Raw genomic sequence first — 11,149 nt, 5'->3', positions numbered from 1 at the left:
ATACATATTTTTGTAGTAATGAATATGATTAAGTTAAAAATTAAGAAAAATATGATAATATATTTATATAAAAGTTTAAATTTACATGGCTAGTGGGGGAACCAATATGAAAATGAATGATATAGTAGCAAGTACAAAATTTCCAAATACAATCGAAACAATAACAAAAGATTTAAAAGCATTAGGAATCGAAAAAGGAATGACAATTATCGTTCATTCATCACTAAGTTCTATCGGGTGGATATCTGGTGGTGCGGTTGCCGTAGTAGAAGCATTAATGAAAGTTGTTACGGAAGAAGGAACGATAATAATGCCAACGCAATCTTCGGATTTATCCGATCCGAAACATTGGTCAAGACCACCTGTACCGGAAGACTGGTGGCAAATTATCCGAGATAACGTCCCGGCATTTGATTCACGTATAACCCCAACAAGGGGAATGGGTGAAATAGTTGAATGTTTTCGTACATATCCGAATGTAGTACGTAGTAATCATCCGTTAGGAAGTTTTGCTGCATGGGGAAAACATGCAGTAGAAATAACAATGAACCATTCGTTATCAATGAGCTTTGGAGAAGAATCTCCATTAAGAAAAATATATGATTTAGACGGGTACGTATTATTAATTGGTGTTGGATATGATTCCAATACGTCTGTTCATTTATCCGAGGTGCGTACTGGTGCATGTGAGTTAATACAAGTAGGAGCACCTATTATAGAAAACGGTGAGAGAGTGTGGAAAGAGTTTGTTGAAATGAATTACGAATCTGAGAAGTTTGTTGAAATTGGTGTGGAGTTTGAGCGAAAAGGAACTGTAAAAAACGGGAAGATAGGGAATGCAACGTGTCGTCTAATGAAACAGCGTGATATAGTTGACTTTGGAACCGAATGGTTTCGTAAGAAAAATTAGTAAGGGATGGTTACAATGAAGGGGAAAAAGGTATTAATTACGAGCGGTGGTTGTCTAGAAAAATGGGATCAAGTACGCGGGCATACGAATATGGCTAAAGGTACAATCGGAAGGATAATGGCAGAAGAACTTCTAGCTAAAGGGGCACATGTTATATATTTACACGGTTATTTTGCGGAGAAACCGAGCGATGTACATAGAGGGTTAGAATTACATCCATTTGAAGGAATTGTTGATTTGCAAGATAAAATGAAAAGTATCATCACACATGAAAAGGTTGATGCGGTCATTATGGCCGCGGCTGGATCAGATTGGATTGTGGAGAAGATTTGTGATCAAGATGGTAATGTTCTTAATATGAACGGAAAAATTTCAAGTGATATAGCACCGATTATTCACTTTCAAAAGGCTCCAAAAGTATTAAAACAAATAAAAGAATGGGATCCAGAAACAGTACTTGTTGGTTTTAAACTTGAAAGTGATTTAAATGAAGAAGAACTATTTGAAAGAGCGAAAAATAGAATGAAAGAAGCAAGGGCGAATGTAATGATTGCGAATTCACCACATTCTTTATATTCGCGCGGAGCTGTACATTATGTAATTGGACAGGATGGTAAAGGGAAGTTGTGTAATGGGAAAGATGAAACAGCGAAAGAAATTGTCAAAAGCTTAGAGATATTATGTAATCGTGTTACTGCTTTTTAAAATTAAGTTTTTAGATAAGAATGAATCCGCATAGTAATAAGTAAGCGAAACTTTAATTGGTGGGAATTTTACTTTTACACGAATGTGAAGCGTATACCAATCAAGAGCTATACACAGAATAATTGGTGAGGAGTGGATTCTATGGAACATTTATTAAAGCAAGCTATTAAACTTAGAAACGAAAAGAAATATGCGCAGTCTAAAGAGATGCTTATAGGATTAACAAACTTTACAAAGGATGCAGAAGTACTGTATCAGTGTGCGTGGATACATGATGTAATGGGGCTAGAAACAGAAGCAATTCCGTATTATGAGCAAGCAATCGCAAATGGACTTGATGGCGAATCACTTTGCGGTGCTTATATTGGTTTAGGAAGTACATATCGTTGTATAGGGGAATATGAAAAGGCAATTACAGTATTAGAAGCTGGGGTGAAAAAATTCCCAGAGAACGATCCAATGAAAGTATTTTTATCATTAGCAAAATATAATGTAAACGATCACGAATCAGCTATGAAATTATTACTTGAAACTGTCGTGAAAGTAGAGGAAGTAAAAGAATTTGAGCGTGCCATTTCATTTTATAAAGACCATTTAAATAAGGTTTTTAAATAAAGGAGTGAACGTATGAATGTTACACTATCGCGAAGGCGAAAAGGTATTTGGATTGGACTCGTCTCTTTAATAATACTATCAAACTACTTATTGTATGCCCTTCCAATAGTACCAGCTGCGCCGAAAGAAGTTGTGCTTGGGTCATTATTAGATTGCATGTTTGTCATTCCAACCATCACGTATTTCTTCATTATTCGAAAAAGATACTCGTTAACGTATATATTTCCTGTTGTAATAGCTGGATATATTTTTGCAAGATTTATTATTCCAAGTTACTATTTACAAGCTTTTTCATTCATCTCTTATATTATTGTTGCGGCTGAAATTGCATTTGTAGGTCTAGAATTATTCCTTCTCTATAAAATTGTTAGAGTGCTTCCTAAAATAATAAAAAAATATAAAAAACATAGAAGAGAAAATTATTCCTTTTCTTATGCGATTGATGCAGCATTTGAAGCTACTATGAAAAGAAATAAATTAATAGATATCATTGTAACGGAGTGTAAGTTAATCTATTATGCATTTTTATCGTGGCGTGAAAAAGTACCAGAAGGTGAATCCGTATACTCATATCACAAAAAGACTGGTGCAATAGGTGTATATATCATGATCATCCATGCGACCTTAATAGAAAGTATCGGTTTTCATTATTTGTTTCATCAATGGAATCCGGTTGTAGCATGGGTGTTACTTATTTTAAATGTATATGCAATGTTTTATTTTTTAGCTGAAATACAAGCAATGCGTAAAAATCCACTTGTCGTAACAGAAGAACAAGTAATCATTCAAATTGGATTAGGAAAGAAAATTGTTATACCATTTACACAAATTGATAATATTGTGTTCTACAAGGGTGAATTGCTATCGGCAAAAGAAGGGAAACAGATATTGGATGCAACTGTTATGGAGTTCATAAAAGAACCTGCTACTTTTGAAATAACATTAAAAGAGCCAGTGAAAGCACAGTAGTTATATGGCTTTTCTAAAACAGTAAGTCGTGTTCACTTAAATGTTGATGAAGAACGAAAATTTTATGATGCGGTTAAGGAAAAGTTAAAACATGAGTAATAGTGCTGTTAGTTACATAAAAACAAATAAACTTCCGTTAGAAGTGAAAAACTCTTTCTAAATAAGAAGGAGTTTTTCTTGTATAAATCATTATATAAAAAACTATATACTTCTTTATCACTACATAAATGAATATAATTGAGGATAGAACTAGCATAAGGGGAAACAAAATAATGAATAAGTTACTTACATCGAAAATTGAAATTATAGAAAGAAAAATCCGGTATAACTCAACAATAGTAGATCACAATTGCTTATTACTTGAAAAACAATCACAAAGTATCGTTTTGTTTCACGAGGTGCAGTATTCATTTATAATGACTGCAAATGATACTAAGTTAACAATCCCAAAAGGGAGTTATACAATCGCATATTACTGGAAAGATCGTCCGTACAATTTATACGTATGGAGAGATATAAAAGGGAAGTATTTAGGTTCCTATTTTAATATCGTAAAAAATACACAAATAAAAGACGAAGTGGTTTCCTTCGAAGATTTAATCATCGATATTATGGTACTTCCAAATGGAGAATACTTCATATTAGATGAGGATGAATTACCAGAACCATTAGGAAATTTCGAAGGTGGTTATGTGAAGGAAGCTCTTTATATATTAATGGATACAATTAAAACGTTCCTTCCAAAAATAATAAAAGGGACTGCTGATATCTTTAAAAATAAATAATGTTCGCTAAAACCCAGTTGACTTATCGGAAATATTTGTATAATATGTACTTAATTCCATAACGTATTGCTGATTGGAGAAACCAAAGGCATTTTATCTGTTGATAAAATGCCTTTGGTTTTTTTATTGCACAAATACTGAATCTGTTCATTTATATGAATCATTTTAAGGAGGGGAAGAAATGACTGTTTCAATTGATGGGGTATCAAAATATTTTTTGAAACAAACTGGTACTGTTCAAGTATTAGAGAATATTAATTTTCAATTAGAGAAAGGGGATTTTGTTACAGTAATTGGTCCGAGTGGGTGTGGAAAAAGTACATTACTAAAAATTGTTGCAGGTCTAGATAATGATTTTGAAGGGGAAGTTGTTATTGACGGGGAGTCTATCTTAAAACCGAGTAAGAAACAAGGTTTTATTTTTCAAGAACATAGGCTTTTTCCATGGTTAACAGTTGAAGAAAATATAGCGGCAGATTTGTCGTTAAAAGATAAGTATGTGAAAGATAAGGTGAGAGAATGGGTTGAAATCGTTCGTTTAGATGGCTTTGAAAAATCGTATCCGAAAGAAATTTCAGGTGGGATGTCACAACGTGTTGCGATAGCGAGAGCGTTATTAAGAGATCCGAATGTATTATTACTTGATGAACCTTTTGGAGCGCTGGATGCTTTTACTCGAAGTCATTTGCAAGAAGTATTGCTAAATATTTGGGAGCAGAAAAAAACAACAATGATATTCGTTACACATGATATAGACGAAGCGATTTATCTTTCAAACCGAATCATCATTATGAGTGCAAAACCAGGGAAAATACATAAAGTGATTGAAAATAATTTGCCTTATCCGCGAAATAAAACTTCTCAATCGTTCCAACAACTTCGAACGAAAGTATTACAGCAGTTTGAATATGGAGGATTGATTCAAACAAGTATATAGGAAAAGGGTGATTTTATATGTATAAAAAATTTAAAGTTCTTTCTTTTGCTTTAGCTATATCAGTATGTTTATTAGGATGCGAAAAAAGTACAGCAAGTAGTAAGAAAGAAGATGTAACAATACAAATTGGTATACAGCAAGGATTAAGCCCGCTATTACTAGCAAAGAAAAAGGGATGGTTTGAAGAGGAGTTTAAAAAAGAAGGAGTTAAAGTGAAATGGACAGAGTTCCAAAGTGGACCTCCTTATTTTGAAGCAATCGCATCAAACCGGTTAGACTTTGGTGAAGTAGGGAATTCTCCAGTCATTTCAGCGCAAGCAGCAGGTATTGGATTTACCGAAATCGCCAATACAAGTTATGCGAGAAAAGGAACTGGAATTCTCGTTCAAAAAGATAGCAAGATTGTGAGTGTAAAGGATTTAAAAGGTAAAAAAATTGCAGTAGCAAAAGGAAGTAGTGCCTTTAATTTATTGTATCGAGCACTTGATAAAGAAGGTATTGATGCAAAAGATGTAAATGTCATTCAATTACAACCAGATGAAGCGCAGCCTGTATTCGAATCAGGATCAGTAGATGCATGGGCGATTTGGGACCCTTTCATATCATTACATACGTTAAATAAAGGTGCGAAGGTGATTGCAGACGGTGAAACATTAAATGTCTCTTCACCAGAATTTTTAATTACGAGGACAAAATTTGCGAAAGAACATCCAGAATTAGTTGAGAAATTCCTCAAAGTTTATGAGAAAGCACGTGTATGGCAAGATGCTAACTTAGATGAAGCAATAAAAGTATACACTTCTGTAAAAAAGATAGATGCAGAGATTGTAAAAGAAGTGTTTAATCACGACAAACCAATTTTAGTTCCGGTAACGAAGGAAATAATAGGAGAACAACAAAAGACAGCGGATTTTCAATATAAGCTCGGTTCTATAAAGAAAGAAATTAAGACGGAAAAAGTTGTAGATAATTCTTTCGTAGAAAAAGGATTGAAAGCGAAGTGAAAAGAGGTTTTGTAAAGTGGAAAACACGAAAGCTGTTATGAAACCAGCGAGTATAACGATTAAGAAAAATGGCATAAAGAAGGTGCGAAAGTTAAATGTAAAAGTTTTAGTAAGGGCGATTACTATACCGGTTATTATATTAATAATTTGGCAGTTGGCTGGCGTATTCGGTCTTGTTTCTAAAACAGTTTTACCAACACCATTAGATATTTTTCTAGCTTTCCAAGAGCTTATTAAAACAGGAGAGTTATTCGGCCATTTAAGTATTAGTGTATTCAGGGCTGCGGCTGGTTTCTTTATTGGTGGGGGCTTAGGAATCATTTTAGGAACGATTGTTGGATTTTCAACGAGAAGTGAGCAATATTTAGATCCATCTGTGCAAATGTTAAGAACTGTACCTCATTTAGCTGTTGCGCCGCTTTTCGTATTATGGTTCGGTTTTGGTGAAACATCGAAAGTGCTATTAATTGCAGATGGTGCATTTTTTCCTTTATACGTAAACGCATTTTTAGGTATTAGAGGTGTGGATTCAAAGTTATTTGATGTTGCGAGAGTGTTAGAGTTTAGCAAAAGAAAACTAATTACGAAACTAATTTTACCATCTGCATTGCCTAACCTTTTACTAGGAGCAAGGTTATCGTTAGGTGTTGCATGGGTGAGTTTAGTAGTAGCAGAACTTATGGGATCTACAGAAGGTATTGGTTATATGATTATGGATGCAAGGCAATTTTCAAATACAGATATCGTATTTGTCGGCATAATTATCTTTGCATTTGTTGGGAAGTTTTCTGACTCTCTAGTACGTTTACTAGAAGTGAAGTTTTTAAGATGGCGAGATAATTTTAAAGGTGAGAGTGGGAATTAACATATAAATTATTAGGGGTAATTTATATAGGATGTGTTAGTATACGTTTCAAAATAAATAAGGGGTGTGTAAAGGTATGGAATTATTATGGTTTATTCCAGCTTATGGAGATGGTCGATATTTAGGAACGACAAAACGAGGAAGAGCAGCTGAATATGGTTATTATAAGCAAGTTGCTGCGGCAGCTGATTATTTAGGATATACGGGTGTTTTACTTCCAACTGGTCAAGGATGTGAAGACCCTTGGGTGTTAGCTTCAGCTCTTGCTGCTGAAACAGAAAAACTAAAATTTTTAGTAGCAGTGAGACCAGGACTAATGTCACCTACAGTTGCAGCTAGGATGGCATCTACATTTGATAGAATTTCAGATGGGAGACTACTTATTAACGTAGTAGCTGGAGGAGATCCAGTTGAACTACAAGGAGATGGATTATATCTTGAGCATGATGAAAGATATGAAGCAGCGGATGAATTTTTAAAAGTTTGGAAATCGACATTGCAAGGTGAAACGATCTCTTTAGAAGGAAAACATATTCAAGTTACAGATAGTAAAGTTGTATTCCCGCCAGTTCAAACACCATATCCTCCTATATATTTCGGAGGATCATCAGCTGCTGGAAAAGAAGTAGCAGCTGAACATAGTGATGTATATTTAACGTGGGGAGAGCCACCAGAGCAAGTGAAAGAGAAAATAGAAGAAGTAAGAAAACTTGCAGAAGAGAAGGGGCGTACAGTACGATTTGGCATTAGATTACACGTAATTGTAAGAGAAACAGAAGAAGAAGCGTGGGAAGAGGCAGAACGTTTAATTCAATATGTGGATAATGAAACAATTGAGCTTGCTCAAAAGACATTTGCAAGATATGATTCGGTTGGTCAAAAGCGGATGACACATTTAAATAAAGGTACGAGAGAGTCGTTAGAGATAAGCCCTAATTTATGGGCTGGAATCGGACTTGTAAGAGGTGGGGCAGGTACTGCACTTGTAGGCAATCCACATACAGTAGCAGAAAGGATAAAAGAATATGAATCGTTAGGAATTGATACGTTTGTTTTATCAGGATATCCGCATTTAGAAGAAGCGTATGAGGTCGCAGAATTGTTATTCCCATTATTGAAAGACGAGAAGAAAGAAGAAAATAAAATGGTTGGTGAAATGATTGCTGATGCATATGCATTAAAAAAATAGTGAGAAATAAAGTTTCACCTATTTATTGCTTCATTTTGTTTACTGCCTGTTAATACGGGATAAAAAACCCGCAAGTTATTCGCTTGCGGGTTTTCATCGTAAATTATTAGAAAATATGGTAAAATTAAAGGGTAACTTAAGGTGCGGTTGGTTGTTCAATTATCACTTCTCCGAGTAGGAGGGGGGTGATAATACGTGAGTGAAATAGCGTTGCTACTGCAAGGTGGACTGTTTCTCGTTGCATTGTTAACGTTCGTCGTCGTTTTAATAGACAAGCTCAAAAAATAACAACCCACCTATGCTTATAGAATGTGGGTTGTTTTGTTTGTAAGAAACAAATAGGATAAATGAACAATCCAATCTGCTAAGTTACGTGGACTAGTGTGTAGCCGCACACTAGTCTTTTTTATTTATATACAATTTATAATTGGTTTATGTGATTGTATTGTTCTTTTCATACTCATTATAACACAGTGTCTTTTCATCAAGAAAGGAGACCGTATGTTCTGATTCCTATTATATAGTAGGTGCTTTTTCTTTAAACAGCCCATCCATATACTGTTTTAAACTTTGGACATAAAATTTCTGTGTATTCACATTATTTACACCGACAATCGGCGATGGAAGGTCAAATCTTTTTTCTGATAAATGAACGACAACATCAAAGATGTCAAACAAACGAATGAAGCAAAACAGGCCGTCTTTATCGCTAAGTAAAATAAAGTAATGATTTTCACTACTTGTATTTAGCGTATTCCATAAAGAACTTTTGCTTAAATCACGTACAATGCTTTTTTCTTTTAGTTCCACGAAATCTGCATTTGAGAGAATGGTAGAAATATCAATTGCATCTTGATCTTCAAAGTAGCCGTCAACTGCTTGTACAGCGAATGTATAAGCCATTTTTAATACACTCATTTTATATTTACGGTTATCTAATAGTAATTCACGTTGAATAGAACTCGCTACTTTCGTTACACGTTCCTCTTTCCAAATTTCATTATGTAAGGAAATATCGTGCTTTTTACATAGTTTCATAATTAATGCATTAGAATAAAGAATCTCGTCGCTTACTTCGACAACATCAGTCTCAGCAGCCGCAAGTTCCTCACCGTGCTCATTCGTATAGAGTGGGGAATCAATTTGTCTTTTCATTTGTTCAATCTTAAATTGACTCAATTTATGCCTAATTAAAGGACGATCAATATTTGTTGTCATTTGTTCATGACAAGTATCACAAATTGAGTTTGTGAAATAATATCCACATAATATTTCTGGAATGACATATTGTTCACTAAGTTCTTTCGTATCTTTTCTGCAAATGATGCATTGTGTCATTTTTATCACCTTTACCTGCAAATTTGTATGTAATCTCATTGTAGTGTATTTATCGGTATTTTGGAATATTGTAAAGGAAAATATTATGTGAAATTCATACTTATTTTGGTACAATGAAGAGAAGTGCTAGTTTAAAGGAGGCCGTTTTTTTGAAATCAAAAGTGCACTTTTGGACATTAGAAGTGCTAATGGTTGTAGGAATCATATTTATTTGCACAAAAATATCATTTTTATTTCAACCGATTGGTATCTTCATATCAACATTATTTTTCCCAATCTTAATCGCGCTTTTTTTATACTTCATATTTAATCCTGTATTAATCTTTTTGGAGCATAAAAAAGTACCTAGAAATTTAGCGATATTACTATTATATCTTTTTATCATAACATTAACTGCGGTTGGCGTTGGAGTAGTTGTTCCTACGATTTCACAACAGCTAATGGACTTAGTAAAAAATATGCCAGGCTACATAAAAGAGGGAAAAGTATACATACAAGAATTATCACATCATAGGTTGTTTGAATGGTTATCTACACAAAACTACGTTTCCATTGAAACAATTGAAAAAAATGCAATTGAATACTTAAAAGATATACCAAATACAATTACGTCGAGTGCAACGGCTTTATTTGGTATTATCACGAACGTTGCATTAGTTGTATTTACTGTACCGTTCATTTTATTTTACATGTTTAAAGATGGACATGCCTTTCCAGGAAAAGCGGTAAGTTTATTACCAGAGTCTTACCGTGAAGAGGGGCTTCGTATCATTAAGGAAACGAACGAAACATTATCTGCATATATTCAAGGACAAGCGCTCGTTTGTATATTTGTAGGTGCGTTTACATTTATCGGTTATTTAATTATCGATTTACCGTACGCTTTCGTTTTAGGAATTATTGCAGCATTTACAAACATCATTCCTAACTTAGGGCCATTTATTGGGGCAGCACCAGCTGTTATTGTAGGACTGTTCGTATCTCCGATGCAAGCCTTATACGTAATTATTATCGTAACAATTGTACAACAGTTTGAAAGTAATATTATTTCACCACGTATTATGAGCTCGAAATTAAACATCCACCCATTAACAATTATTATCCTAATTTTAGGGGTAGGTAACTTTGCTGGAATCATCGGAATGATTTTAGCAGTACCAGTTTATGCAGTAACAAAAACAGTTGTTTCGAACTTAGTGAGATTGTTTAAGACGAAGAGAAGTAATCGGAAATAGTAAAACCTGAGAAAGATACACCGCTTTTTAAGTGGTGTATCTTTTGTTTATAAAAAATAATTAAAAGTGGGTTGATTTGATTTTATTATATATTTTTTATACATCAAATTCAGTGATGAACTTGTGTGATATAAGGCTCTATAAAACTATGTGGAATCCCTCTGAACTATCCAAATCATTTCCTTACAGCGCGCTATCAACATCAAAATCGACTCCTTTCAATTCTATATAGTTAAACGATTAAAGGTGAGTGTAGTATTTGCTTCTACGATCTCGAATTTCATTAATAACTTGTTTATATTGTCTTTCTTGTTTTAATTCATTTTGAGATATTGTTTCTTTTTGAATCGTAATCGTTAAAAAGAAAAGGTGAAACTTCATATGTGAATTCCTCCTTTCGAATTGGAATTACAGATGACTACAGTAATGACTTTGTCTTTCTTTTACAGAATCCATAGCCTGATTAATTTGTCGTTCATGAAGCATTTCAGACTCAGAAAATTTATTTTTTTGAATGGTAATGGTTAAAAAGAATACTTTAAATTTCATTGGATAATTACCCCTTTATAAGTGATTTAGAAAAGACGAGTGTAATAA

At 33.9% G+C, this 11,149-nt stretch carries 13 protein-coding genes and 1 pseudogene; 11 read left to right on the top strand and 3 right to left on the bottom strand.

Annotated elements, in window-relative coordinates:
* The first annotated feature begins 112 nt into the window (after positions 1-112).
* The 10 genes and pseudogenes from DN403_RS24395 to DN403_RS31920 all read left to right on the top strand — a co-directional run bounded on the left by DN403_RS24395 (position 113) and on the right by DN403_RS31920 (position 8,267).
* Positions 113-910 (top strand): AAC(3) family N-acetyltransferase, encoded by a 798-nt coding sequence (locus tag DN403_RS24395; RefSeq protein WP_127057673.1) that lies wholly within the window; start codon positions 113-115, stop codon positions 908-910.
* Positions 911-925: 15 nt separating this feature from the next.
* Positions 926-1,615 (top strand): phosphopantothenoylcysteine decarboxylase domain-containing protein, encoded by a 690-nt coding sequence (locus tag DN403_RS24390; protein ID WP_017763297.1) that lies wholly within the window; start codon positions 926-928, stop codon positions 1,613-1,615.
* A 141-nt stretch (positions 1,616-1,756) separates the two neighbouring features.
* A complete protein-coding gene (locus tag DN403_RS24385) occupies positions 1,757-2,230 on the top strand; it encodes a tetratricopeptide repeat protein (protein WP_149185837.1) in 474 nt (157 codons plus the stop codon).
* A 12-nt stretch (positions 2,231-2,242) separates the two neighbouring features.
* Positions 2,243-3,298 (top strand): annotated as a pseudogene (locus DN403_RS24380) (hypothetical protein).
* 173 nt (positions 3,299-3,471) lie between these two features.
* A complete protein-coding gene (locus tag DN403_RS24375; protein ID WP_149185836.1) occupies positions 3,472-3,984 on the top strand; it encodes a ribonuclease FAU-1 family protein in 513 nt (170 codons plus the stop codon).
* 181 nt (positions 3,985-4,165) lie between these two features.
* The gene (locus tag DN403_RS24370; protein ID WP_000218583.1) at positions 4,166-4,921 is read left to right on the top strand and encodes an ABC transporter ATP-binding protein; all 756 of its coding nucleotides are present in this window, start codon (positions 4,166-4,168) and stop codon (positions 4,919-4,921) included.
* Between the two features lie 17 nt (positions 4,922-4,938).
* Positions 4,939-5,925 carry an aliphatic sulfonate ABC transporter substrate-binding protein gene (locus DN403_RS24365; RefSeq protein ID WP_149185835.1) on the top strand — a complete coding sequence of 329 codons (987 nt, stop codon included), beginning with the start codon at positions 4,939-4,941 and terminating at the stop codon, positions 5,923-5,925.
* A gap of 16 nt (positions 5,926-5,941) precedes the next feature.
* Positions 5,942-6,790: an ABC transporter permease gene (locus tag DN403_RS24360; protein ID WP_086398335.1), complete on the top strand. Its 849-nt coding sequence runs from the start codon at positions 5,942-5,944 to the stop codon at positions 6,788-6,790.
* Between the two features lie 76 nt (positions 6,791-6,866).
* Positions 6,867-7,979: an FMNH2-dependent alkanesulfonate monooxygenase gene (gene ssuD, locus DN403_RS24355; RefSeq protein ID WP_149185834.1), complete on the top strand. Its 1,113-nt coding sequence runs from the start codon at positions 6,867-6,869 to the stop codon at positions 7,977-7,979.
* 195 nt (positions 7,980-8,174) lie between these two features.
* Positions 8,175-8,267, top strand: coding sequence for a putative holin-like toxin (locus tag DN403_RS31920; protein ID WP_001289320.1), 93 nt, complete (start codon positions 8,175-8,177; stop codon positions 8,265-8,267).
* Between the two features lie 228 nt (positions 8,268-8,495).
* On the opposite strand, the gene DN403_RS24350 is transcribed toward DN403_RS31920, so the two are convergent.
* Positions 8,496-9,317, bottom strand: a complete 822-nt coding sequence (locus DN403_RS24350; RefSeq protein ID WP_000189714.1) for an HNH endonuclease — start codon at positions 9,315-9,317, stop codon at positions 8,496-8,498.
* 149 nt (positions 9,318-9,466) lie between these two features.
* On the opposite strand from DN403_RS24350, the gene DN403_RS24345 reads away from it, so the two are divergent.
* Positions 9,467-10,552: an AI-2E family transporter gene (locus DN403_RS24345; RefSeq protein WP_147801624.1), complete on the top strand. Its 1,086-nt coding sequence runs from the start codon at positions 9,467-9,469 to the stop codon at positions 10,550-10,552.
* Positions 10,553-10,792: 240 nt separating this feature from the next.
* Here DN403_RS24345 and DN403_RS24340 read toward each other — a convergent pair whose 3' ends face one another.
* Together DN403_RS24340 and DN403_RS24335 are read right to left on the bottom strand one after the other, a co-directional pair.
* Positions 10,793-10,933: a YrzI family small protein gene (locus DN403_RS24340; protein ID WP_000668498.1), complete on the bottom strand. Its 141-nt coding sequence runs from the start codon at positions 10,931-10,933 to the stop codon at positions 10,793-10,795.
* Between the two features lie 27 nt (positions 10,934-10,960).
* Complete coding sequence (locus DN403_RS24335) at positions 10,961-11,101, bottom strand: YrzI family small protein (protein ID WP_000669805.1); 141 nt, start codon at positions 11,099-11,101, stop codon at positions 10,961-10,963.
* Between the last annotated feature and the right edge of the window lie 48 nt (positions 11,102-11,149).

This window comes from Bacillus sp. AY2-1 (assembly GCF_008368965.1).
Lineage (GTDB): Bacteria > Bacillota > Bacilli > Bacillales > Bacillaceae_G > Bacillus_A > Bacillus_A thuringiensis_S.
This window is presented reverse-complemented; position numbering and strand designations above follow the sequence as displayed.